At 65.3% G+C, this 23844-nt stretch carries 18 protein-coding genes and 2 tRNA genes; 4 read left to right on the top strand and 16 right to left on the bottom strand.

The genetic code is table 11. The annotated features are described in order from the left end of the window. Window positions 1–14 precede the first annotated feature (14 nt). Window positions 15–458: a PaaI family thioesterase gene (locus tag ATE67_RS04895; protein WP_231728050.1), complete on the bottom strand. Its 444-nt coding sequence runs from the start codon at window positions 456–458 to the stop codon at window positions 15–17. A 20-nt stretch (window positions 459–478) separates the two neighbouring features. Then, window positions 479–2158: an energy-dependent translational throttle protein EttA gene (gene ettA / locus ATE67_RS04890; RefSeq protein ID WP_058815500.1), complete on the bottom strand. Its 1680-nt coding sequence runs from the start codon at window positions 2156–2158 to the stop codon at window positions 479–481. A 133-nt stretch (window positions 2159–2291) separates the two neighbouring features. Between ettA and ATE67_RS04885 the strand changes: the two genes are divergently transcribed. Beyond that, the gene (locus ATE67_RS04885) at window positions 2292–3671 is read left to right on the top strand and encodes a M20/M25/M40 family metallo-hydrolase (RefSeq protein ID WP_058815849.1); all 1380 of its coding nucleotides are present in this window, start codon (window positions 2292–2294) and stop codon (window positions 3669–3671) included. Window positions 3672–3819: 148 nt separating this feature from the next. After that, a complete protein-coding gene (locus ATE67_RS20945; protein WP_082660204.1) occupies window positions 3820–4101 on the top strand; it encodes a hypothetical protein in 282 nt (93 codons plus the stop codon). 250 nt (window positions 4102–4351) lie between these two features. Here the strand turns inward: ATE67_RS20945 and ATE67_RS04875 are convergent, their stop codons facing one another. The 6 genes from ATE67_RS04875 to ATE67_RS04850 all read right to left on the bottom strand — a co-directional run bounded on the left by ATE67_RS04875 (window position 4352) and on the right by ATE67_RS04850 (window position 10808). Then, window positions 4352–6217: a CshA/CshB family fibrillar adhesin-related protein gene (locus tag ATE67_RS04875; RefSeq protein WP_156416911.1), complete on the bottom strand. Its 1866-nt coding sequence runs from the start codon at window positions 6215–6217 to the stop codon at window positions 4352–4354. A 104-nt stretch (window positions 6218–6321) separates the two neighbouring features. Next, window positions 6322–6398: transfer RNA gene (locus tag ATE67_RS04870), tRNA-Pro, on the bottom strand. A gap of 45 nt (window positions 6399–6443) precedes the next feature. Beyond that, complete coding sequence (locus ATE67_RS04865; RefSeq protein WP_058815498.1) at window positions 6444–7916, bottom strand: M20 family peptidase; 1473 nt, start codon at window positions 7914–7916, stop codon at window positions 6444–6446. Between the two features lie 72 nt (window positions 7917–7988). Continuing rightward, window positions 7989–8064 (bottom strand) — tRNA-Ile (locus tag ATE67_RS04860). Window positions 8065–8120: 56 nt separating this feature from the next. Next, on the bottom strand, window positions 8121–9146 hold the full coding sequence (locus tag ATE67_RS04855; RefSeq protein ID WP_058815497.1) for a polysaccharide deacetylase family protein: 1026 nt from the start codon (window positions 9144–9146) through the stop codon (window positions 8121–8123). 36 nt (window positions 9147–9182) lie between these two features. Further along, entirely contained in the window at window positions 9183–10808 is a 1626-nt protein-coding gene (locus ATE67_RS04850; RefSeq protein WP_058815496.1) for a sensor histidine kinase, read from the bottom strand. 186 nt (window positions 10809–10994) lie between these two features. Here ATE67_RS04850 and ATE67_RS04845 point away from each other — a divergent pair, with 186 nt between their 5' ends. Next, on the top strand, window positions 10995–11468 hold the full coding sequence (locus tag ATE67_RS04845; RefSeq protein ID WP_058815847.1) for an Lrp/AsnC family transcriptional regulator: 474 nt from the start codon (window positions 10995–10997) through the stop codon (window positions 11466–11468). 60 nt (window positions 11469–11528) lie between these two features. Here the strand turns inward: ATE67_RS04845 and ATE67_RS04840 are convergent, their stop codons facing one another. Both ATE67_RS04840 and ATE67_RS04835 read right to left on the bottom strand, forming a co-directional pair. After that, window positions 11529–12857 carry a hypothetical protein gene (locus ATE67_RS04840; protein WP_058815495.1) on the bottom strand — a complete coding sequence of 443 codons (1329 nt, stop codon included), beginning with the start codon at window positions 12855–12857 and terminating at the stop codon, window positions 11529–11531. Between the two features lie 164 nt (window positions 12858–13021). Next, on the bottom strand, window positions 13022–13318 hold the full coding sequence (locus ATE67_RS04835) for a hypothetical protein (protein WP_058815494.1): 297 nt from the start codon (window positions 13316–13318) through the stop codon (window positions 13022–13024). Window positions 13319–13386: 68 nt separating this feature from the next. Between ATE67_RS04835 and ATE67_RS04830 the strand changes: the two genes are divergently transcribed. Beyond that, entirely contained in the window at window positions 13387–15747 is a 2361-nt protein-coding gene (locus ATE67_RS04830; RefSeq protein ID WP_058815493.1) for a hypothetical protein, read from the top strand. A gap of 294 nt (window positions 15748–16041) precedes the next feature. On the opposite strand, the gene ATE67_RS04825 is transcribed toward ATE67_RS04830, so the two are convergent. From ATE67_RS04825 to nuoL, 6 genes are all read right to left on the bottom strand, one after another. Next, the gene (locus ATE67_RS04825; RefSeq protein ID WP_058815492.1) at window positions 16042–16302 is read right to left on the bottom strand and encodes a DUF1467 family protein; all 261 of its coding nucleotides are present in this window, start codon (window positions 16300–16302) and stop codon (window positions 16042–16044) included. Between the two features lie 5 nt (window positions 16303–16307). After that, a complete protein-coding gene (locus ATE67_RS04820; protein WP_058815491.1) occupies window positions 16308–17942 on the bottom strand; it encodes a ribonuclease J in 1635 nt (544 codons plus the stop codon). 138 nt (window positions 17943–18080) lie between these two features. Next, window positions 18081–18884 (bottom strand): biotin--[acetyl-CoA-carboxylase] ligase, encoded by an 804-nt coding sequence (locus ATE67_RS04815; RefSeq protein ID WP_082660203.1) that lies wholly within the window; start codon window positions 18882–18884, stop codon window positions 18081–18083. Continuing rightward, complete coding sequence (gene nuoN, locus ATE67_RS04810; RefSeq protein WP_058815490.1) at window positions 18806–20239, bottom strand: NADH-quinone oxidoreductase subunit NuoN; 1434 nt, start codon at window positions 20237–20239, stop codon at window positions 18806–18808. The genes ATE67_RS04815 and nuoN overlap by 79 nt, the downstream gene beginning before the upstream one ends. Further along, entirely contained in the window at window positions 20236–21795 is a 1560-nt protein-coding gene (locus ATE67_RS04805; RefSeq protein ID WP_058815489.1) for an NADH-quinone oxidoreductase subunit M, read from the bottom strand. The genes nuoN and ATE67_RS04805 overlap by 4 nt, the downstream gene beginning before the upstream one ends. Next, window positions 21792–23840 (bottom strand): NADH-quinone oxidoreductase subunit L, encoded by a 2049-nt coding sequence (nuoL, locus tag ATE67_RS04800; RefSeq protein WP_058815488.1) that lies wholly within the window; start codon window positions 23838–23840, stop codon window positions 21792–21794. Before nuoL ends, ATE67_RS04805 begins: the two co-directional genes overlap by 4 nt. Between the last annotated feature and the right edge of the window lie 4 nt (window positions 23841–23844).

Genomic DNA, 23844 nt, shown 5'->3' with positions numbered 1-23844 from the left:
CGACCATCGCCCAATCACGGAATCGCGTAAGTCACATTCGCCTGACCGACGGGTTTGTCGGCATCGTCGGTCCAGATGCGGATATCCATCACCGCGAGCCGCTTGCCGAGGCGCAGCAAATGTGCGTCGGCGAACAGCGGGCCGGGACGGCACGGACGGAGGAACTGATAGTTGAGCGCGCTCGTCACCGCCATCGCCACGGGGCCAATGTGCGCGAGGACGAGCGCATAGGCGGCCATGTCGGCGAAACCCATCTGGGTCGGGCCGGAGATCAGCCCGCCGGGACGCAGCGCCGTGTCGCCCGGGTCCATCCGCGCCCGGATATGGCCGGGCGCAGCCGAGACGACGCTGCCGCGCGAGCCGGGTTCCGAGTGCGGGAAGGCGGCCGCGAGGAAGTCGTTGAGCGCGTCCGCGTCCATGCGGATCGCGCTCGACGATATGGGCGAAGCTATTGGCACCGCCTCCCCCGCCACAAAGCTTAGCGCGACAGCTTCTTGTACGAGGTGGCGTGCGGCCGCGTCGCGCCGTCGCCGAGGCGGCGGATCTTGTCCTCTTCGTATGACTCGAAATTGCCCTCGAACCATTCGACATGGCTGTCGCCCTCGAACGCCAGGATGTGCGTCGCCAGGCGATCCAAGAAGAAGCGGTCGTGGCTGATGACCACCGCGCAGCCGGCGAAATTCTCGAGCGCTTCCTCGAGCGCCGCGAGCGTTTCCGTGTCGAGGTCGTTGGTCGGTTCGTCGAGCAGGAGGACGTTGCCCCCCTCCTTGAGCATCTTCGCCAGGTGGACGCGGTTGCGTTCACCGCCCGAGAGCTGGCCCACCTTCTTCTGCTGGTCGACGCCCTTGAAGTTGAACGCCCCGACATAGGCACGCGTCTGCATCTCGTGCTTGCCGATGCTCATCAGCTCATGGCCGCCCGAGATTTCCTCCCAGACATTCTTGTTCGGGTCGAGCGCGTCACGGCTCTGGTCGACATAGCCGAGCCGCACGGTGTCGCCGATCGTGACGCTGCCGCTGTCGGGGGTTTCCTGCCCGGTAATCAGCTTGAAAAGCGTCGATTTGCCGGCGCCGTTCGGACCGATCACGCCGACGATGCCGCCGGGCGGAAGCGTGAACGACAGATTCTCGAACAGCAGCTTGTCGCCATAAGCCTTCGAGATGTTCGCGACCTCGATCACCTTGCCGCCCAGGCGTTCCGGAATCTGGATGACGATCTGCGCCTTGCCGGGGGTACGCTTTTCCTGCGCCTCGACGAGCTGGTCGAACGATTTGATACGCGCCTTCGACTTGGCCTGGCGCGCCTTGGGCGACTGCCGGATCCACTCGAGCTCGTCCTTGATCGCCTTCTGGCGGCCCTGGTCCTCGCGCGCTTCCTGTTCGAGGCGCTTGCCCTTCTTTTCGAGATAGGTCGAATAATTGCCTTCGTAGACGAAGTAGCGGCCGCGATCGAGTTCGAGGATCCAGTTCACGACATTGTCGAGGAAATAGCGGTCGTGGGTGACGAGGATGACGTTGCCCGGATAGTCGACGAGATGCTTTTCGAGCCAAGCGACGCTTTCGGCGTCGAGATGGTTGGTCGGTTCGTCGAGCAGCAGGATCGACGGCTTTTCGAGCAGCAGGCGGGTCAGCGCGATACGGCGCTTTTCACCGCCCGAAAGGTTCTCGACGCTCCAGTCGCCCGGCGGGCAGCGAAGCGCTTCCATCGCGATTTCGAGCTGGTTGTCGAGCGTCCAGCCGTCGATCGCGTCGATCTTTTCCTGCAGCGTGCCCATTTCCTCCATGAGCGCGTCGAAATCGGCGTCCTCGGGCGGATCGGCCATCAGCGTGCTGATCTCGTTGAAACGGTCGAGCATGTCGGCGACGGGGCGGACGCCGTCCATGACATTCTCCTTGACCGTCTTGGTCGGGTCGAGCTGCGGCTCCTGCGCCAGATAGCCGACGGTGATGCCTTCGCCGGGCCATGCTTCGCCGGTGAATTCCTTGTCGATGCCGGCCATGATCTTCATCAGGGTCGACTTGCCGGTGCCGTTCGGGCCGACGATGCCGATCTTGGCATCGGGGTAGAATTGCAGGCTGAGGTTGTTCAGCGTCGGCTTCTGCGCGCCGGGATAGGTCTTGCTCAGACCCTTCATTACGAAACTATATTGGGCGGCCATGATATGCTCCGATGGGGGCTGGGCCGCGGTGCGGCCGGGAGAGTTGCGCGCCGGTTAGCGAAAGGGCGCGGCGTTGGCAATCATCGGGGCAATCCACGCTTGCGCGCGCGAGGCGGCGCGTTACGAAAGCCGCATGAAAATTGCCCCCACCCCTGCCCGGCTTGCCGGGATCGCCGCACTGTTGCTCGCCACCACCAGCGCCTCCGCCTCGCCGCCGACGACGGCCGTCGACCTGGCCCAGAACGACGGGGTCGCCTGGTCGATCACCGAAGACCTCACGACCGAGATCGGCCCGCGCATGGCGGGGACCGAGGCCGAGGCCGCGGCGCGGCGCTGGGCGGTCGCGCGGCTGCAGGCGATGGGTTTCGCCAATGTCCGCGAGGAACAGTTCGACATGCCCGTCTGGGTGCGCGGCGAAGAGCAGGCGTGGCTGACAAGTCCGTTTCTATCGCAGAAGCTCGCCATCGCCGCGCTCGGCAATTCGGCGTCGACCGGCGCCAAGGGCATCGAGGGCGATGTCGCCTATTTCGACAGCTTCGACGCGCTCGCCGCGGCGGCGGACAGCCAGGTGAAAGGCAAGATCGTCTTCATCGACCACAAGATGCAGCCGACACAGGACGGCAGCGGCTATGGCTATTACGGCCGCGGGCGCTTCACCGGGCCGAACGTCGCCGCGAAAAAGGGCGCGGCGGCGATCGTCATCCGCTCGATCGGCACCGATGCGCACCGCAATCCGCATACCGGCGTGACCAATTTCGAGGCCGGTGTGAAGCCGATCCCGGCGGGCGCGATATCGAACCCCGATGCCGACCAGCTGGTCCGCCAGTGGAAGCGCGCGGGACCGAGTGGCGAGCCGCTGCGGTTGAAATTGGTGCTGACGCCGCAGAATCTCGGCACCAAGCATTCGGGCAATGTCATCGCCGAAGTGCCCGGCAGCGACCCCGCCGCAAGCCCGGTCATCGTCGCATGCCACCTCGACAGCTGGGACCTCGGCACCGGCGCGATCGACGATGCCGCGGGTTGCGGCATCATCACCGCCGCGGCGAAGCATGTAATGAGCGCCGGCCAGCCGCGCCGCACGATCCGCATATTGTGGGCGGGCGCCGAGGAGGTCGGGGTGTTCGGCGGCAAGGCCTATTTCGATAAGCATGGCAAAGAAAAGCACGCCGCCGCGCTCGAATCCGATTTCGGCGCCGATCGCGTCTGGCGCGTCGATTTCAAACTGCCCGACAGCGCCAAGACTCTCGCCGACCGGATCGCGGCGGCTGTGATGCCGTTCGGCGTCGTGCGCGGCAAGCAGCCCGCCAATGGCGGCGCCGATATCGGGGCGCTCGTGCAGGCCGGCGTTCCGGCGGTCGACCTGGCGCAGGATGGCACCCGCTATTTCGATCTCCACCACACGCCGGACGACACGCTCGACAAGATCGACCCCGCGCAATTGCGGCAGAATGTCGCGGTTTGGGCCGCGACTCTGGCGATTCTCGCCGACAGCAGCGACGGCGAGCTCCCCTAAGTGTGACGGAGAAATGACAGATTCCCGCGCGCGTGCGGGCATCTCAATTATTTTTGTTGACGATTGGCGTGGACCGGGTAAATCCCGCGGCTCGCGTCACGGGAAACCTTTCCCAGCGCGTAAAGGCATTTTAGGGAGCCCACACATCATGAAGAAGTTTGCTGCTATCGCCGTTGCTGCCAGCATGTTCGCCCTCGCCGCTTGCGGTGAAAAGGCTGCTGAAGAAGCCACCACCGAAGCTCCGGCCGCTGAAGCTGTTGCTGAAGAAGGCGCTGACGCCGCCGCTGCCGGCGCTGAAGCCGCCGCTGCTGGTGCCGACGCCGCCGCTGCTGGCGCCGAAGCCGCTGCTCCGGCTGACGCCGCTGCCGCTCCGGCCGACGCTGCCAAGGCTGAAGCTGCTCCGGCCGCTCCGGCTGAAGAAAAGAAGTAAGTCGCAGCCCTTCGGGGCAATGACTGAAACGAGAAACGGGCGGTCTTCCTTCGGGAAGGCCGCCTTTTTCTTTGCCCGGATGGGCCGTCGCTGAGATGCATCTGGGTCGGAAACGACCATTGTGATCCCCGGCGAAAGCCGGGGCCCAGGGCATTCTGACGCAAATCTGGCGGTGGGCCGCTCTGGACCCCGGCTTTCGCCGGGGATCATGGTGAGAATGTCGGATCCCCACCTCGAATACGCCGGCGCCCTAGTTGATCTGCCCCTGCAGGCTGATCGTGAAGCTGGTCGGCGTACCCGTCGATCCCGCCATCGCGCCTTGGGGGCGCAGACAGACATATTTGACCGCGGGATCATAGGCGGCGACCGGCGTGTAGGTGCAGGCGGCGAAGGTCGCGGGCTTGGTCGCCGAATTGGAGTAGCGGATGTCGGTCGCGCTGTTGAAGGTCAGTCCGCTCGTCGGCGAGCCTTGGGTGAAGATCGGCGCCGCGGCGGAGCCGATCGCGATCTGCAGCGGCAGCGTATCGACGATCAGCAACGTGTTGCTGTCGACGGCAGCGGGGCCGCTGTTCTGGACCTGAAAGCTGTAGCGCACGATCGCGCCGGGGATTGCCTTCGGATTGAGCGCGCCGTTGAGCGGATCGGACACTAGCGCCGACGTCTTCGTCATGTCGAGGGTCGCATTCGACGCGCGCCGGGTGTTGGTGATGGTGCAGCTGATGACGTCGCCCATCTGCGGCGTGACGCTGCCGCCGACGCTCGTGGGCAGGACAGTGGCGGAGGATGCGGCGTTGGTGCAGGCGAGCACGGCGGTATATTGGCCGAGCGTCGTCGTGCCGCTCGCCGCCTCGGTCAGCGTGTAGGCAGTGCCTGCGACCACCTGTGTCTGGGCGGTCGCGCCGTTGGTCACGGTCGAGCCGGTGCCGGTCGTGGTGGTCGTCGCGACGACGGTCGCGCCCTGATTGATGGCCAACGCGAACTGGTCGCCCGCAAACTGCCGACCGCCCGATCCGAGCAGCTTGGACAGCGTCAGATGCGGGAAAGGCGTCTCGGTGAAGGTGCATGACACCGCATCGCCGAACGCCAGTGTGCCGAAATTATAGGATGTCGTGATCGCATTCGTCGGCAGCACCGTGCCGGTCCCCGTCGCGCTGTTGGTACAGGACAGCGACGAGCGATATTTGGCGATCGCACTGCTGCTGCCCGCCGCCATCGATTGGTTGAGCGTGATCGGGATCGCCGCGGTGCTCGACAATGCAGCCGCAGTAAACGGGCCGAGGCTGGTGCCACTCGACGTCCCCGACGCCAGCGTCGCGCCGCCGCTGGTCGCGTTGATCGAAAAGGTGAACTGGTCGGCGGCGCTGAGCCGCGCGCCCGAAATCTGCGTCGTCAGGCGGATCGAGGCGAAGCGCACCGCGAACATCGTTCCCTGCAGCCCGCTGCCGACCAGCGTCGTCGTCACTGACGTCGGTGACACCGAACCGACGATATAGGCGCCGACATTGCCGCTGGCGCCGGTGACGCTGAAGGTGTTCGTCCCTGCCCCCGAAGCGGTCGGATAGGTCGATCCGCTGATCGGCCCGGCCGTATCGAGCAATTGCCAGTTACCGCCGTTGGTCTGAAACGACAGCGATTCCCCGCCGTTCGAGGATTCGCCGTCGGCCCCGACGAACATATAGGCGCTGACCGTGCCCGAGGTGGGCGGGGTCAGCGTGATGCCAGTGATCTGGACGGTCGTGGTGCCGGCCGCGGTCTGATACAGGATCGGGCGGCCCGCGATGCCCAGAAAGGCGGTATTGCCGACCGCGGCGCCGGTCCATGACGGCGAAGCCGCCGAGGTCGCCGCTGCGCCCGAAACGCGCATGTTGAAGGTCATCACCGTACCGTCGGGCAGCGTGAAGGAGAAGTTCTGGCCAGCCGCTGTGCGCGCGGTCGTGTCGTTGTAGGTGCTGAGATCGAGCCAGCAATAGGTCTGCCAGTCGGCGGGGCCGGTGGAGCCTTGCGACGTCGCATAATAGCAGGGCGCTGCGGCAGCGGGGCTCGCCACGCACAGCGCCGCAAGCAGCGCGCATAGCGCCGCAAGTAGCTTGCTCAGTCTGTCGCCCACCTTGGTCACGTGCTGGTCCTCTGGAAGGACCTGTAATCGCAAATGTTTAGTGCGGCGTTAAGCCATGTGGGAGGCGGATGCCCTCGCTATCGCTCGGGAGTTTTCCGGGAAACTGGTCGGGGAGACAGGATTCGAACCTGCGACATCCTGCTCCCAAAGCAGGCGCGCTACCGGGCTGCGCTACTCCCCGACCGTGCGGGCGCCTTAGACAGGGTTTGACGGCAAGTCTATCCCGCTATCCCGCAGAGGTCGCAATCAGCCGGGCGTAGAAATCGATCATGCGTTTGAAGCTGTCGATCTTCATATGCTCGTTGGTGCCGTGGATCATCGCCGATTCCTTGAGGCTGAAATGCATCGGCATGAAGCGATAGACGTCCTCCGAGACCGGCTCCATGCTGCGGCTGTCGGTGCCCGCGACGACGAGTGTCGGGGTCAGGACGGCATCGGGGGCATCGGCGCGCGCAGCAGCGGCGATCCATTTCCAGCCTTGCGAGCTGGTAGAGGAGACGCGCGAAGGCTCGCGCGGCGGTTTGACCCAGGCGAGATCGACCTTGGTTCCGGCGGCCGCCTTGGCGCGCGCCATCACGTCGGCCGACCTGTTCCAGGGGGCGATGCGATAGTTGATCAGCGCGCTTGCCGATTGCGGCAGGACATTCTCCTTGGGGCTGCCCTCCAGCATCGTCGGGGCGATCGTCGTGTGAAAGGCGGCGGCGGTCGTCGGCGCTTCCCCGAGCTGCCGCTTCAGTAGCGGGCCGAACAGCCACTGATTCGCGACCGCCATCTTCGTCGATCCACCTTTCTTTGCGGCCAGCGCCTCGATCATCGACGCGCCGGGTCCGCGCATTTCGAGCGGGAATGGCTTGGCGGTGATCGCGAGGATCGCCTTCGCCAGCGTCTCGACCCCGGTTTCGGCGGGCGGCATCGAGCTGTGGCCGCCCGGCGCGTTGGCCGTCACCTTCAGCGTAGCATAGCCCTTTTCGGCGATCCCGATCATGATCGAGGGCCCGTCGATCACCGGCGTGTCGGTAAGGACGATGCTGCCCTCGTCGAGCGTGAAGATCGCTTTCACGCCCGCGGCCTTCAGCTTGGCGGCCGCCGCGATCGCGCCGGTGCCGCCCGCCTCCTCGTCATGGCCGGAGACCAGATAGATGCCCCGCTTCGGGTTGAAGCCGGCCTTCGCCAGCGCTTCGAGCGCTTCGAAGAGGCCGATCAGCGACCCCTTGTCGTCGACCGTCCCGCGGCCCCACACCGCCTTCTCGGCGATTATCCCCGCGAACGGCGGATATTTCCAGTCGCCCTCGGTCCCCGGCGTGACCGGTACGACATCCTGATGCGCCATGACGATGATCGGCGCCAGCGAGGCATCGCTGCCCGCCCAATGATAGATCAGGGTCCGATTGGGCAGGATTGTGCGCTCCATCGCAGCGTGCACGGCGGGATAGGTCGACGCGAGCCAGCCATGCAGCCGGTCCCATTCGGCGACCTCGTTGTCCGCAACATTCTGGTTGGAGACCGTGCGGATCTGTGCCGCGGCGCTCAAATGCCGCACCGCAGCGCCGATGTCATAGGGCGGCGCAGCGGCAAGCGTCACGTCGCGGCCGTCGGCGATGTCCTTCGGTGCGAAGCTGGCCGTGCGCACTGCCACCGTTCCCGCCACCACCGCCGCGACCGCCAGGCCGCCAAGCAGGATCGTCCGCATCACCGCCATATTCCCTCTCCTCTTCGGGCCACACTGGACCGCGACGAGTTTCATTTTGCAAGCGATTATGGAGATGGGAAATGGTGGGCCCGGCAGGACTCGAACCCGCAACCTAGCCGTTATGAGCGGCCAGCTCTAACCATTGAGCTACAGGCCCCCGTGGGGTTGCAGAGGCGATAGCGGAGCGGGCCGATGATTGGCAAGCGGCTTGGCTTATGCCGGCGGCGCTTTTCGGGACGCGAGCGTCAGGATCCCGGCGCTGTCGATCGGCTCGACCCCGCGCGCGGCCAAATGCGCGAGGACGACGTCCCACCAGCGATAGAAGGCATCGAGATCGTCGGCCGTGCGGACATAGGGCGTGTTGCCGGGCTGCAGCGAGGGCGAGTGGAACGAAAAGTTGAGGACCGGCAGCCCCTGATCGAGCGCGATGTCAATGCCGCGGCACGCGCGCTCGGCAGGAATGCCCTCGGGCGTCAAAGCGATCCGCTCGACGAGACCCAGCCGGGCCAGCGCGGCGCCCGCGTGCATGCCGTTGCGCGCGATCGCATGATAGACACCCCGCCCCGCCTCGCCCAAAAGACCGCCAAACACCGTCGTGACCGGTACTTCCAGCACGGCGCCGTATGCGGTTTTCACCCACCAGGGCTTGCGCGGGGCAGCGCGATAGTCGGGACCGTGCCCGCCGCGATAGTCGAAACCCGAACGAACCGACGTATCGCAGCGAAAGCCGAGTTCGGCGAGCATCGCGGCGCTGTCTTCGCCAAGGCCGTAGCGCCCGGCGCGATAGACCGTCGGAGCAATTCCGAACCGCGCCACGATCGCGTCGCGCAGCGCCGTCATCTTTGCATGCTGGAGCGCGGCGGGGAGATTGCCGGTGTAGCTGTTGCGCTCGTTCACGTCCTCTTCGTGCGGCGGCGTCACCCACGGATGAAGCTGTGCGCCGACATCGCACCGCCCGCCGCTGAGCGCGTCGCCCAATATCGCGACGGCGCGGTCGTCCTGCACGATCGGCCAATCGACGAGGTAGATCGGCTTGACCGCAGCCCGCTCGAAATATTGCTGGCATATGGCGAGCGCCGGAACCGAATCGAGCCCGAAGCCCGAGCGCGCGAAAGGGGCAGACCAGTCGAAATCCTCTTCGGTGTCGATCGTGACCCAGAAGCGCGGGCGCTCGCCAGCATTCAGCGCGACCAGCTCCGATGCCGGCGGATATGACTGGAAGTTGCCCGCGGGCGCCACCACGATCCCCTTTGCCCGCCCGCCTTGGGGCGCGGCTTACTCGCTCTGCTGGATGCCGAGCTCCGTATCGGCCCTTGGGTTGGCGGAGGGAAGGTGCAAGGTCAAGGCGTTATGCCCGATGTCGAGACGGCCGCCTACGCTGCGCGCGAGGCTGTCAACGAGCCGCAGCGAAAAGCCGAGGCTGAGGATGGCGGCTCCCGGCGCCTCGCCTTCGGGGCTGAAGCCGGGGTCGAGCAGTTCGGCCGCGGTCGCGAACCGGATCGCGAGCGGGCGGACGATCCGCAGTTGCAGCATGTCGTCCTGCGCGGGTTCGGTGACGAGCTGGCCGACGAGGATCGCGCCCGGCTCCGAAATATCGACCATCGCGGTCAGCAGCCGCCCGATCATGCGCCGCGAATTGGCGTCGTCCGCCTGCGCCAGGAACGGGCCGCCGACGCGCGAGATGCTGACGTCGATGCGGTGTTCGGCAAGAAGGGTCGCCAGGTCGCTTTCGACCTGCGTCATCACCAGCCCGATATCGGCGACATCGCCGACCAGCAATTCCCGGGGCGGCGGCGCGTTCGACGCGCGGGCGGCCGTCTCCAGATCGTCGATGATCTGCTGGACCGCATTCGCGTCGGTGACGATCTGCTCGGCCATCGTCCGGTACGCGGCGCTGACCGGCCCGAACATCTGGCCCGAAATGATCTGGGAAAATCCCGAAATCGCATTCAGCGGACTGCGCAATTCGTGGATCAGCTGCCGGATCGAATCGCCCGATTCCTGGCCGGTGGGGCGGCCATAGGGCATTTCGCGCTGGCTGGGCCGCCGCGCGCTGCCGCGATAGCCGCGGAACTGGCCCGTCGCCGGATCGAACCATGGCAACGCCGAAAAGCGCCATTCGCCGGATTCGCTCTCGAGTCCCTCGAGGACCATGCGCGCATCGACGATTTCGGCGCGCTGGCGAAAGGCGCCCGCCGCCGCCGCGTCGGTCCCCGGCTCGCCCCCGAAGGCGGCATCGGCGATCGTCAGGCCGATCGCCGCGCCGCGAGTAATGCCGTCGACCCAGTGGATGACGCCGTCTGCGCCGGTTTCGAACAGGAAGGCGGTGCGCGCAGGCCGCGCCGCGGGGCGATGTTCGCGCGCCGACTGGAATTTGTCGATTCGGCGGACAAGCTCGCTGATCTGGCTGTGCGCGGCCTCCAGCGCCGGAGCCGCATTGGCCGTCGGTTCTGGCGCGGTCGCGGCGGCCTCTTCGGGCTGGGGCAAGGCCACCGATCCGGCGCCGAGGCTGTCGAGCGCGCGGCGGACATCGTGCGGCAGATCGTCGCGGCCGGCGAGGATCGACCGTGCCGTCGCGCCCGTCGCGGGAAGCAGCGCCTGCCAGTCAGCCTCGGACAACCGCGCCCGACGCAGCATGGCGTTGGACACCGCAGGAACGTCATTGGCATAGAAGGCGACCAGCGGCGCAAACCGCCCGTGGCGAGCGATGGCTTCGGCGCAATCGCGGCGCACTTTTTCGGGAATCTGAGGCCGCAAAACCGCCAGCGCATGCAGCCCGCGGCGAATATCGTCATCGGGCAGTTGATTGCCGCGCTGCGCCAGAATATCGGATATCTGCCGCCACGCCGCGATACTTGCGCGGCGATCCTTTGGCGCCTGGCGCAAGATGGTCGCGATCATCGAGTCAGCAGTCACGCAAGGCCGGCCCCACACCCTAGTTTTGTTGGTTAGCGTATGTTTAGCGGCTAGCGTGAATCATCCGGTCATGAAAGTGCCTTCCGCGGCCACGTCACATTGTGGGACAATTGCATTCGCCTGAAATATTATTATGGTCATCCTAGTTTTTCGAGGATGGATGTTTCAACGATGGCGAGTCAGAAATTCGATCAGATTGACCTGCAGATATTGGGAGAGCTGCAGAAAAATGGCCGGATGACCAATGTCGAGCTGGCGCAAATGGTGGGTCTGACCGCACCGCCCTGTCTTCGCCGCGTGCGGGCGCTGGAAGAATCGGGCGTCATCCGATCCTATCATGCCGATCTGGACGCCGCGAAGCTGGGCTATGGCATCACCGTTTTCGCCATGGTCAGCCTGCGCAGCCAGGCCGAGTCGGACCTGAAGGCGTTCGAGGATTATGTCGGCCAGCTACCCGAAGTGCGCGAATGCTATATGCTGAACGGCGAGATCGACTTCCTGTTGAAGGTCGTCGCGCGCGACCTGCAAAGCTTCCAGTCCTTCCTGACCGCGCACCTGACGTCCGCGCCCAATGTGACGAGCGTGAAGACGTCGCTGACCATCCGCACCGCAAAGCAGCTCGCCGGCATTCCTGTCGAGATTTGACATAAGGAAAGGGCGCCATTCGCGGAGAATGGCGCCCTTTTATGTTGGCCGGCTGACCGATCAGCTGCCGGCGGGAGGCGCCGCGGCGGCGGCGGCCGGCGGGCTGTCCAACTTGACCACCCACAGCTGAGCGAGCCGCTTGCGCGCGCCGGTCACCTTGGCGAAGCTGGCCTTTGCCGCTTCCTTGTCGCCCGCAAGCGCCTGCGCGACACCGAGGCGGTAGGTCCACATCTCGGTGTCGGCGCCGCCCCCGTTGATCGCGGCCTGGTAGGCCGGGATTGCATCGGCATAATGGCCGTATCCCACCAGCACGTCGGCGGTCGCGCCGGCCGTCTGCGGCTTCGCAAGGGTCGAAGCCTGCTTTGAATAGGCGACGATGGTCGAGGCTTCGTTGCCCGCCCGCGCCTTCTGGTCCTCGCGGCGCGGCTTGAGCTTGCTATCCTCAGGGGTGAAGACCTTTTTCTGCTCGCCCTCGACAATCACCGCAACAGCCTCGCCCGGCAGCGCATTCGCGGCCGCCAGCGAGCTATATTCGTCATATTCGAGACGATCGCTCATCGCACCCGCGGCGCGCATCAGGCGCAGCGCGTCGAGCGTTACGGACTCCTGATCTTTCACCGAACCGGTCCTCGGCGAGGTCTGGAGCACAGAGAAAAGCGTCTGGCGCCAGACCTGCGGCTGACCATAGTCGCGCAGGCGCAGCGTCATCAGGTCGAGGGCTTCTTCGTTACGCTTCGCCGCCTGCAACGCCTTGATCGGGCGGACATAAAGCTGGTCCGAGGGCTGCTGGCCCGCGGCGCGGCTCGCATCGGCGGCGGCCTTCGCGAGGGCAATCCCCTGATCGAGCTGGTTGTTGCTGAGATAGCTGTCCATCAGCAGCACCGGCAGCGCCGGATCGGTCGAGCCGGCGGCCTTCGCGGCTTCGAGCCGCTGGATCGCCTTCGGATAATTCTTGTCGGAATAAGCAAAATTGCCCGCGAAGAAATTATAGGTGGCGAGGTTATCCGCCGGCGTCAGCCCGGAATCGAGCATCCCGTCGAGACCGGCCGCCTGAAGATTCTTGTCCTTGTTCAGGATGCCAAGCTGAAGCTTGTAATAGTTGAGCCAATATTTGTCGCCGGGTTCGGCGGCCGTACCTTCGCCTTCGGTCAGCGCGGCCTGCAGGGCCGCGGCGTCCTTCGCGTTGGTCGCGTCCATCATCTTCTTGACCGCAGGGCCGAAGGCCTTGCTGGCGGGAATGGTGGCGCCCTTGGGCTCTTCCTTCTTGCCCTTCTTTTCCTTTTTCGGCTTGTCCTGCGCCGCGGCGGGCACCGAAGCCGTCGCCATCAGCGCGCAACCGAGCGCGACCGCCATCGCGGTGGCCGGCAGCATGCGAAAACGCTTCAACATCGAAATCTCTCCTCAGAAACGGCCGCCTTGCCATGACGCAAGCGGGGGCTCAGCCGCGGTCAATACGCGGCTAAACCCGTAGCGTTGCCATGGCAAGACGGCCGGGATCGATATTTCTTATGCAGGGAAACGGCTGAACCGGAATTGAACCCGTCAGGGCGATGTCAGGTGATCGTTTCGATGGCCCGGTTGATCTCGCGAAGCACCGCGGGGTCGCCCGGCGCCCCCTCCATCGCAGTTTCGGCGAGCTGAATCAGCGGGATGATGCCGAAGGTCGCGGAAAGGCTCTTCAGCCGCTCCGCAGCGACATGCCAATTGGCATCGCAACGGGCGCGGCGCATCAGGTCGGCAAGCTCGTTCGCGCTCTCCGCAAAGCTCGCGCGCAGCTCCGCCGCCATGGCGGGATCGTCGCCCACGGCGGCACTGATATACCGGTCCAGAGGGCCACTATCGAACGACATTCCACAGTCTTGGCAGTTTGTGGTTAAGTTTCCGTTCCATGACGGCCATTTGATGCTAATATGGCCCGATGACGGGGGACAAGAAGATCGTCGGATTGTGGCGGGATTCCGCGGCAAACCAGGAAGCGGACCAGCAGGCGCCGGCGGAAGCCGCCGTGCCCGAAACCGCATCGCCGCCCGCGGCCGAGTCGTCCGCCGAGCGCGATTGGCTCGATATGTCGCCGTTGGCCGAGGCCGATGATGGCGAGGAGGTCGAGGCTGCGCCCTCGGCCTGGCGCGACCGGATCGCCCCTGCCCTGTTGATTCTCGCCGCGCTTGGCTGGACGCTATTTGCCGCGTGGGTCGGCACCGATCGCTTCGCGCGCAGCCCCGCGCTGACCGAATGGCCCGCGCTGGTCGCGACGCTCGCGATGCCGCTGACCTTGCTGCTGGTGCTGTGGATGGCGATGCTGCGGTCGAGCCGGTCGGAGCAGGCCAGGTTCGCGCGCGTTGCCGGCGCATTGCGTGAGGAAAATCTGGCGCTCAATCAATCGATGCATTCGCTGGGACTGCATCTGGCGGACGCGCAGCGCCAACTGGCCGAGCAGGCACGGAACGTCCAGCAGCTGGGCCTCGACACCGTCGCGCGGCTCTCGGACAGCAGCGATAAGCTCGCCACCAATGCGTCGATCATCGCCAATGCCCACGACCAGCTGGCGCGCTCGGGCGACGTCGCGATGCAGCGGATGGACGGGCTGCTCGCCGGCCTGCCGCGGATCGACGATGTCGCGCAGCGGCTGGCGGTCAATTTCCGTGAAGCCGGCCTCGTCGCGCACCAGCAGGGCGCCAATCTCGAGGCGAAGCTTGCCGCGCTCGGCGAGGAAGCGAGCAGGGTCGCCCAGACGGGCGCGGCCTCGGCCGCCAGCCTGCACGACGCGATCGGCACGCTGCGGCAGCAGGCGAAGGAAGCCGAGGACGAGCTGATCGCCACCGGCTCGCAGGTGACCGATGCGCATGCGGTTGCGCTGGCGCAGATGACGCAGGCCTCCGCGACGGCGCGCGACGACCTTAAATCGACGATCGGCGCCGTGACCAAGCAGATGGACGGCAGCTGGAAGCAGTTCCGGGACGGCGTCGATGCCGCAGCGGCGCAGCTCGATGCACGGCTGGCCGCTGCGCGCGAGGCCGGCGATGCGATGGGCGCACAGCTTGCCGCGCATGGCAACGCCAGCGAAGCGCTGGCGGCGCGCCTGACCGCGCATGTCGCGGACGTCGCACAGCAACTCGAAGTCCTCGACGTCAGCGTGTCGGCGAGCACGGGCGTCATCGGCCGCGCGATCGACGATACCAAGGCGCAGCTCGCGGCATTCATGGCCGAGGTGCAGACGGGCAATGGTTCGGCGCATCAGCTGATCACACAGGCCGAATCGTTGCTGCTGGCGCTCGATGCGGTAACGCGCGAGCTCGACGAGACCTTGCCGCACGCGCTCGACCGGATGGCCGCGCACGGCAAGGCGACGCAGACGACGCTGGCGCAGATGAAACCGATGCTCGAAGCGTCGGAACTGATCGCGCAGTCGACGTTGTCGCACGTCAATGCGGTTAAATCGACGATGCAGGCGAACGAAGATCAGATGGCGGGCCATGCCAAAAGCCAGCAGGCCCTGACGCAGCGGATCAACGACTCGCTCGCCGAGGCCGACAATGCGCTCGGCAAGCTTCGCGCCGGAGCGGACGAGTTTGCCGAGCAGGGCGGCGCGCGGATGATCGCGACGCTGGGCGATGTCCGCAAGACCGCCGATGCCGCCGCCGAAGAAGCGCGGCTGACGCTGGAGAAGCTGGTGTCGGGCGCGCGCGAGGCGATGCAGGCGACCGCGACCGAGGCGCTCGATGCGGCGTTCAAGACCGAAATCATGACGCAGCTCACCGCGATCGAGGACGCTTCGCGGCGTGCGGTCGAAGCCGCGAACGGCGCCGCCGACCGGCTGATGCGCCAGCTGATCACGATCATGGATACCAGCGCGAGCGTCGAACAGCGCGCGCTCGAGGCCGAACAGGCGATCGCGGCGTCGGACCGCGACTCGCTCGCGAAGCAGGTCGGCGTACTGACCGAGGCGCTCAAATCGACCGCGATCGACATGACCAAGATCCTGTCGAGCGAAGTCAGCGACACAGCGTGGGACGCCTATCTGAAGGGCGATCGCGGCGTATTCGCGCGGCGCGCGGTCAAGCTGATCGAGAACAGCGAAGCCAGGGAAATCCTGCGGCTCTATCAGGCCGATGACGTTTTTCACGCGTCGGTGAACCAGTTCATCCACGATTTCGAGGCGATGCTGCGCCTGCTGATTGGCGCGCGCGACGGCTCGGCGATCAGCGTCACCTTGCTGTCGTCGGATATCGGCAAGCTGTACGTCGCGCTGGCGCAGGCGATTGACCGCCTGCGGGGCTAAGCTCCTATGGAACAGCAATATCGAAGCGGCAGCTTTCGATCGGTTGCCGCCGTCTCTTTTATCGTCATCCCGGACTTGATCCGGGATCCATAGCCGCGCCGTCGTAATGGATCCCGGATCAAGTCCGGGATGACGACGGTAGGAAGCGATCGAAATAAGCTGTCGCCCCCGCGCAGGCGGGGGTCGCAGTCGGTCTAACTCTGGCGGCGCAGGAACAGGCCGCCAGCGGCCCCCGCCTGCGCGGGGGCGACGGTTGGGTGGAACGTCCCCTCCCCACCCCAAAACCGACCTTCATCAGGCCCGTCCGGTCAGCACGTCCGGATCGGCCCAGCCATTCACATAAGCGACGTAGTACAGTACGAAACCGATGGTCGCGACGATCGTCATCTGCAACAGGATGCGCGATGGCCGGAAGGCCGCGGGCGCGCCATGATCCTGCCCCTTCACCAGGGGCGCCGCGTCATCCTCGGCGCGGCGGCCGTGGAAGGGCAACACGAAAAAGGCGCTGAAGCACCAAAAGAGCGTGTAGATCGCCAGGATCGAGGTCCATTTCATGCGCGTCAGATATCCACGATCAGCACGTCGGTGACGGGCTTCTTGCCGGTCCAGTCGGTTGCGACGCGGCGAACACCGAGGCGAATTGCTTCCTTCAGCGCATCGCGGTCGCGCGCCTTGCCCGTCGCTGCCTGCTCGGCGGCTTCGTTCATCTCTTCGAGGAAGGTTTCGCGATCGTCCTCGACCGGCACGCCGCGATACTGGATCCCGCTGTCGACGAACTTGCCGCCGGACAGCACCACCGCGACCGAAATCTGGCCATGCAGCGCCAGTTTGCGGCGTTCATTGATCGTCTCGCCGTCGGCGGGCAGGATCACGTCGCCGTCGAGGATCAGGCGGCCCGCGCGCACGCGCTCGACGATCCTCGCGGGTCCGGGCGCAAGGCGCACAAGATCGCCATTTTCCTGGATCAGCGCGTCGGGAACGCCCTTTTCGAGCGCAAAGCGCGCCTGCTCGTGCATATGCCGGATTTCGCCATGCACCGGCACGACGAGCTTCGGCCGCAGCCAGCCATAGAGGGCGGCAAGCTCGGGCTGTCCGGGGTGGCCGCTGACGTGGATATGCGCCTGCTTCTCGGTGACGGTCAGCACGTCCTTCGCCGCGAGCTGGTTCATGATGCGTCCGATTGCGACCTCATTGCCGGGAATCTGCTTCGACGAGAAGACGACGGTGTCGCCGGGCTCAAGCTTGATCTGATGGCTGTCGGCGGCCATTCGCGCCAGCGCGGCGCGCGGCTCGCCCTGGCCGCCGGTCGCGATGACCATCACCTTGTCGCGCGGCAGGCGCATCGCCTCGTCGAAATCGACCGTCGGCGGGAAATCCTTCAGATAACCGACCGAGCGCGCGACGCCCAGGATGCGGTCGAGCGAGCGGCCCGCCACGCACAGGCTGCGCCCGGTCGCCTTGGCGACGGCGCCGAGCGTCGCGAGGCGCGCTGCGTTCGATGCGAAGGTGGTCACGACCACCCTGCCCTTCGCCTCACCGACCGCCTTGAGCAGGCCATCGCGGAGCCCACCCTCGCTGCCCGATGCTTCGGCGTTGAAGGCGTTGGTCGAGTCGCAGACGAGCACGTCGACGCCCTCGTCGCCAACCGCGGCCAGCGCCGCGGCGGTCGCAGGGACGCCGAGGACCGGTTCCTCGTCGAGCTTCCAGTCGCCGGTGTGGAAGACGCGGCCATAAGGCGTGTCGATCACCGCCGCGCTCATTTCGAGGATCGAGTGGGCGAGCGGGATCAGGCGGATGCCGAAGGGGCCGATCTGGAAACGGTCGTCGATGTCGACGACCTTGATCTCGACCTCCTTCTCCAGCCCTTCCTCGGCAAGCTTGTGCGCGATGAGCCCCGCGGTGAAGCGGTTGGCGTAGAGCGGCACGCCGAGGTCGGCAGCGAGATAGGGGATCGCGCCGATATGATCTTCATGCCCGTGCGTCAACACGATAGCGAGCAAATCGTCCTTGCGGTCCTCGATGAACTCAAGATCGGGCATGACAATGTCGATGCCCGGATAATCCTGGCTGCCGAAGGTCACGCCCAGGTCGAGCATGATCCATTTGCCGTCGCAGCCATAGAGGTTGGCGTTCATGCCGATCTCGCCCGAGCCCCCCAGCGCGAGAAAAAGCAGCTCCTTGCCCGGAGTCGTCATGTTGTTGGCTTTCGTTGATGATGAAGGTGCATCAGGTCGGGTTGGCGCGCGAGTCGGCGGGTGGCTGGCGCCTCGATCGCGACGCGCGGCAGTCTGGCGGCGGGCACGAGCGCGTTGACATCGTTGGCGGACAGCACCCTAAATCCCCTCCTGCCGCGGTCGGTTCAGTTCGACATCGCCTGCATGGATCAGCATGATCGCTCCATCGGCGCAGCGCAAGCGCAGCGCGCCATCGTCAGCGAGGCCGTCGAAGGTCCCGTCGATCCCCTGCTCGGAAACGCGCAGCGGCGTGCCCACGGGATGGCCGAGCGGCGACCAGGCGCGGACGATGCTCCCGACGCCTTCCTGCCGCCAAGTCCAGATCGCATCGACCATCGCGATCGCGAGCACCTCTGCGAAATGGTCGCGGTCGATCCCTCGCCCCTCGCCCGCAAGCGATGCGGTAGGGCGGTCGGGCAGGTCGGGCGCCGCGACCAGATTGACGCCGATCCCGATCACGACCGAATTGCCGGTACGTTCGAGCAGGATGCCGGCGCATTTCGCGTCGCCCACCAGCAGGTCGTTGGGCCATTTCAGCGTGACGGCGACGCCGGGGGCGAGAGCGGAGACCGCCTTCGCCAGCGCGACGCCGGCAACCAGCGCTAATGTCGCGGGCGACGGATCGCCCGCGGTCAGGTGGACGACGGTCGAGCCCATGAAATTGCCCTGCCCGTCGTCCCACGCACGGCCCAGACGGCCGCGTCCGGCGGTCTGGCGGTCGGTGACGAGCCAGTGCCCCTCGCCGACATGCTCGCCGCTGGCAAGCCGCGCCAGCAGGTCGGCGTTGGTCGAGCCTGTCTCCGCGATCCGCTCGATCGGCGGGATCAGAAGAGCACCGCCGCAGCGCTCGCCGACAGCGCGGCCAGCACGCCGATGAAGAGATAGCCGATGACCGACAGCCACAGCGCGCTCGCCGTGATCACCGCATCCTCGACGACGGTGCCAGTTCCCTTCGGAAACTCGGTGTCCGACTTTTCATCGAAGTACATCGTCTTGATGATCGCGATATAATAATAGGCGCCGATCACCGACGCGACGATACCTGCAACCGCCAGCGGCACGAGGTTCGCATCGACCGCCGCCCAGAACACCAGCAGCTTGGGCCAGAAGCCGAAGAGCGGCGGAATGCCGGCGAGGCTGAACAGGAATACCGCGAGCGCCGCAGCCAGACCCGGACGGCGCTGCGAATAGCCCGCGAGCGCCGGGATGCTCTCGACCTGATTGCCCTGATCGTCGCGCAATTGCATCACGATCAGGAAGCTGCCGAGCGTCGTCACGACATAAACGAGCAAATAGGTCAGGATCGCCTCGACACCCTGCTGCGTTCCGGCAGCCAGGCCGATCAGCATATAGCCGACGTTGTTGATCGACGAATAGGCAAGCAGGCGCTTGATATTCTTCTGTCCGATCGCGCCGACCGCGCCGAGAATGATCGAGGCAAGCGCGAGGAAGATGATGATCTGCTGCCAGGTGCCGACTGCGGGACCCATCGCATCGATCACGACGCGCGTCATCAGCGCCATTGCCGCGACCTTGGGCGCGGTGGCGAAGAAGGTCGTCACCGGCGTCGGCGCGCCCTCGTACACGTCGGGCGTCCACATGTGGAATGGCACGGCGCTGATCTTGAAGCCAAGGCCCGCTATGACGAAGACGATGCCGAAGATCAGCCCGATATTCATCTCGCCGCTCATCACCTTGGCGATGCCGGCGAAATCGGTCGTGCCGGTGAAGCCGTAGAGCAGCGAAATGCCATAGAGCAGCATGCCCGACGCGAGCGCGCCGAGGACGAAATATTTGAGGCCGGCTTCGCTCGACCGCTCGTCGGTCCGCATGAAGCTGGCAAGCACATAGGCCGCGAGGCTGTTCAGTTCGAGCCCGACATAGAGCGTCATCAGGTCGCGCGCCGAGGCCATGATCCCCATGCCGAGCGCAGCAAACAGGATCAGCACCGGATATTCAGCGCGCATCCCGTCCTTGAAAAAGCGCGGCGCGATCAGGATGCACATGAAGCTGGCCGCATAGATCAGCAGCTTGGCGAAGCCGCCGAAGCTGTCGACCGACAGCGTGCCCGAGAACACAGTCGTATCGGTGCCGAACAGCGCGACGACCGCGGCGGTGGCCGCCGACAGCGTCACCAGCGACGCGACCTGATAGAGGCCAACCTGACGATCGCTCGTGAACGTGCCGATCATCAGCGTGATGAGGCCGCCGATCGTCAGGATCAGCTCGGGCCAGATGAGGGCAAGATCGGCGGTCATTGGACGCCTCCCGCATGGCTCGATCCGTGGGCCGGAGCGCCATGTCCGGCCGCGGCCGCCTTGGGCTTGCCCGCGGCCAGATGCGCATCGCCCGCGGGCTTCGACGGCGCGAGGCGCGCGACCACCGTGGTGACATCACCGCGCATCGGCGCAAGGAAGCTTTCGGGATAGACGCCCATCCACAGTGCCACGGCGGCGAGCGGCGCGAGGATCGCCCATTCGCGCGGGTTGAGGTCGGGCATGGCCTTCACATCGTCCTTGATCAGTTCGCCGAACACGACGCGGCGGTAGAGATAGAGCATGTAGGCCGCGCCGAGGATGATCCCCGTCGTGCAGACGAAGGCGACCGTGCTCGACGCTTCATAGATCCCGGCAAGGCTCAGGAATTCGCCGACGAATCCGCTGGTGCCCGGCAGGCCGATCGACGCCATGGTGAACAGCATGAAGAACAGCGCATAGGCCGGCATGTTCACCGCGAGCCCGCCGTAGCGGTCGATCTCGCGCGTGTGGAGCCGGTCGTAGATCACGCCGACGCAGAAGAAGAGCGCCGCCGAGACGACACCATGGCTGAGCATGACGATCAGCGCGCCTTCGATCCCCTGCTGGTTGAGAGCATAGAGACCTGCGGTCACGATCGCCATGTGCGCCACCGACGAATAGGCAATCAGCTTCTTCATGTCGCTCTGCACCAGCGCGACGAGGCTGGTGTAGACCACCGCAACCATCGACAGGCCGAAAACGACCCACATGAGCTGGCCGGAGGCATCGGGGAACATCGGCATCATGAAGCGGATGAACCCGTACGAACCCATCTTCAGCAGCACGCCCGCCAGGATCATCGAGCCGGCGGTCGGCGCCTGGACGTGCGCGTCGGGAAGCCAGGTGTGCACCGGCCACATCGGCATCTTGACGGCAAGGCTGGCGAAGAAGGCAAGCCACAGCCAGGTCTGCGTTTCCGGCGGGAAATTATAGACCAACAGCGTCGGGATGTCGGTCGTCCCCGCTTCGCCGATCATCACGATCATCGCGATGAGCATCAGCACCGAGCCGAGCAGCGTGTAGAGGAAGAATTTGAACGCCGCATAGATGCGGTTCGCCCCGCCCCAGATGCCGATGATGAAGTACATCGGGATCAGGCCAGCCTCGAAGAAGATGTAGAAAAGCAGCAGATCCTGCGCCGCAAAAACGCCGATCATGATGGTTTCCATCACCAGGAACATCGCCATGTAAAGGCCGACGCGCTTGGTGATCGCTTCCCAGCTTGCGAGAATGCAGAGCGGCATCAGGAAGACGCTGAGCATGATCAGCATCAGCGCCATGCCATCAACGCCGAGCGCATAGTTGAACGGGCCGAAAAGCCCCTCGTGCCGTTCCTGGAACTGCCATTGTGCGCCGCCGATGTCGAAATTCGCCCACATGACAATGCCAAGGACGAAATTCACCAGCGTCGCGGCGAGCGCGATGACGCGCGCGTTGCGGTCCCCGGCAAAGAGGCAGGCGATGGCGGCGATCGCGGGGACCGCCAGCATCAGCGAAAGAATGGGAAGCCCGCTCACAGGAAATTCACCATGGCCCAGCTGGCAAGGCCGACAAGCCCGAGCAGCATCACAAACGCATATCCATAAACATAACCCGATTGCAGCCGGACCGCGAGCCGGGTCCCCCCTTGCACGAGCGCGGCGGCGCCATCGGGACCGAAACGGTCGATGGTGCCTTCATCCACCCGCTTCCAGAAGAAGCGGCCGATCGCGAAGGCGGGCTTCACGAAGAGGATGTTGTAGAGCTCGTCGAAATACCATTTGTTGTACAGGAACTGGTGGAGCAGCTTGAACTGCGCCACGAAACGCGCCGGCAGGCTGGTGTTGCGGATATAGCTGTTCCAGGCAAGGAACAGGCCGATCGCCATCACGGTGAACGGCGTCCACTTCACCCACAGCGGAACCTCGTGCGCGGCGTGCATCAGATGCTCGTCGAACGCGAGGCTGCCCTTCCAGAACGCAGCACCCTCTTCGGGGTAGATGAACTGGTGGTGGAACGCGATGCCCGCGAACACCGCACCGATCGACAGCACGACCAGCGGGATCAGCATCGAAAGCGGGCTTTCGTGCGGGTGATAGCCCGCCGTGCCGTCGCTGTGCGCGTCGGGGTGATGCGCATGTGCGTGATCGTCGCCTGAATGTTCGGCGGACGGATCTTCATGCTCGCCGTGCACCGCGTGCTGGATATGCTCGCTCTGTTCCCAGCGCGCCTTGCCATAGAAGGTCAGGAAGACGAGGCGCCACGAATAGAAGCTGGTGAGGAAGGCCACGAAAATGCCGACCCAGAAGGCCACCACGCCGCCGCCGCCGCTCGCGAAAGCCGCCTCGAGAATGCCGTCCTTCGAATAGAAGCCGGCAAAGCCCGCGACGCCTGCGATGCCAACGCCGGTAATCGCCAGCGTGCCGAGCATCATCGCCCAAAAGGTGATCGGGATGGATTTCCGCAGATTTCCGTAATAGCGCATATCCTGCTCGTGGTGCATCGCATGGATGACCGAACCGGCGCCGAGGAACAGCAACGCCTTGAAGAAGGCGTGCGTGAACAGGTGGAACATCGCGGCGCCATAGGCGCCCGCGCCCGCCGCGAAGAACATGTAGCCAAGCTGCGAACAGGTCGAATAGGCGATGACGCGCTTGATATCCCATTGCGTCGTCGCGACGGTTGCGGCGAAGAAGCAGGTTGCGGCTCCAACGAACATCACGACGCCCTGCGCAACCGGCGCAGTCTCGAACATCGGCGACAGGCGGCACACCATGAAGACGCCCGCGGTGACCATCGTCGCGGCGTGGATCAGCGCCGACACCGGGGTCGGGCCCTCCATCGCATCGGGAAGCCAGGTGTGCAGCCCCAGCTGCGCCGACTTGCCCATCGCCCCGATGAACAGCAGCAGGCAGAGGATCGTCATCGTGTCGAAGCGCCCTCCCATGAAGGTGATCGTGCTGCCCGCCATGCCGGGCGCGGCCGCCAGTATCTCGGGGATCGAGACGGTGCCGAACACCAGGAAGGTGCCGAAGATGCCGAGCATGAAGCCAAGGTCGCCGACGCGGTTGACGACGAACGCCTTGATCGCCGCGGCATTGGCGCTCGGCTTCTTGTACCAGAAACCGATGAGCAGATAGGATGCGAGGCCGACGCCTTCCCAGCCGAAGAACATCTGGACGAGGTTGTTCGCGGTCACGAGCATCAGCATCGCGAAGGTGAAGAGCGAGAGATAGGCGAAGAAGCGCGGCTGGTCCGGGTCTTCCTCCATATAGCCCCAGCTATAAAGGTGGACGAGCGCCGACACCGTCGTGATCACGACGAGCATTACCGCGGTGAGCGTATCGACGCGCAGCTCCCAGTTGAACTGCAGCGCGCCCGAGCTGACCCAGTGCAGCACGGTCACAACTTCGGGCTGGCCGGTGCCCGTCACGAACGACAGGAAGATCGGCCAGCTGAGTGCGCAGCTGACGAACAGCGCGCCCGTCGTGATGATCTTGGACGGCACATTGCCAATCACGCGCTGGCCGAGCCCTGCGACAAGCGCCGCGAGCAGCGGCAGGAAAACGATCGCCTGGATCACCGGT

The organism is Sphingopyxis sp. H050, assembly GCF_001468265.1.
GTDB lineage: Bacteria > Pseudomonadota > Alphaproteobacteria > Sphingomonadales > Sphingomonadaceae > Sphingopyxis.
Note: the sequence above shows the minus strand (reverse complement) of the source record. Positions and strands in the feature narration are given on the sequence as shown.

Coding starts and splice junctions, on each gene's coding strand:
- ATE67_RS04845 (WP_058815847.1), top strand. CDS start 10,995: ATGGCGAGTCAGAAATTCGATCAGATTGACCTGCAGATATTGGGAGAG.
- ATE67_RS04885 (WP_058815849.1), top strand. CDS start 2,292: ATGAAAATTGCCCCCACCCCTGCCCGGCTTGCCGGGATCGCCGCACTG.
- ATE67_RS04840 (WP_058815495.1), bottom strand. CDS start 12,857: ATGTTGAAGCGTTTTCGCATGCTGCCGGCCACCGCGATGGCGGTCGCG.
- ATE67_RS04850 (WP_058815496.1), bottom strand. CDS start 10,808: ATGATCGCGACCATCTTGCGCCAGGCGCCAAAGGATCGCCGCGCAAGT.
- ATE67_RS04820 (WP_058815491.1), bottom strand. CDS start 17,942: ATGACGACTCCGGGCAAGGAGCTGCTTTTTCTCGCGCTGGGGGGCTCG.
- ATE67_RS04830 (WP_058815493.1), top strand. CDS start 13,387: ATGACGGGGGACAAGAAGATCGTCGGATTGTGGCGGGATTCCGCGGCA.
- ATE67_RS04835 (WP_058815494.1), bottom strand. CDS start 13,318: ATGTCGTTCGATAGTGGCCCTCTGGACCGGTATATCAGTGCCGCCGTG.
- ettA (WP_058815500.1), bottom strand. CDS start 2,158: ATGGCCGCCCAATATAGTTTCGTAATGAAGGGTCTGAGCAAGACCTAT.
- ATE67_RS04825 (WP_058815492.1), bottom strand. CDS start 16,302: ATGAAATGGACCTCGATCCTGGCGATCTACACGCTCTTTTGGTGCTTC.
- ATE67_RS20945 (WP_082660204.1), top strand. CDS start 3,820: ATGAAGAAGTTTGCTGCTATCGCCGTTGCTGCCAGCATGTTCGCCCTC.
- ATE67_RS04865 (WP_058815498.1), bottom strand. CDS start 7,916: ATGGCGGTGATGCGGACGATCCTGCTTGGCGGCCTGGCGGTCGCGGCG.
- nuoN (WP_058815490.1), bottom strand. CDS start 20,239: ATGACCGCCGATCTTGCCCTCATCTGGCCCGAGCTGATCCTGACGATC.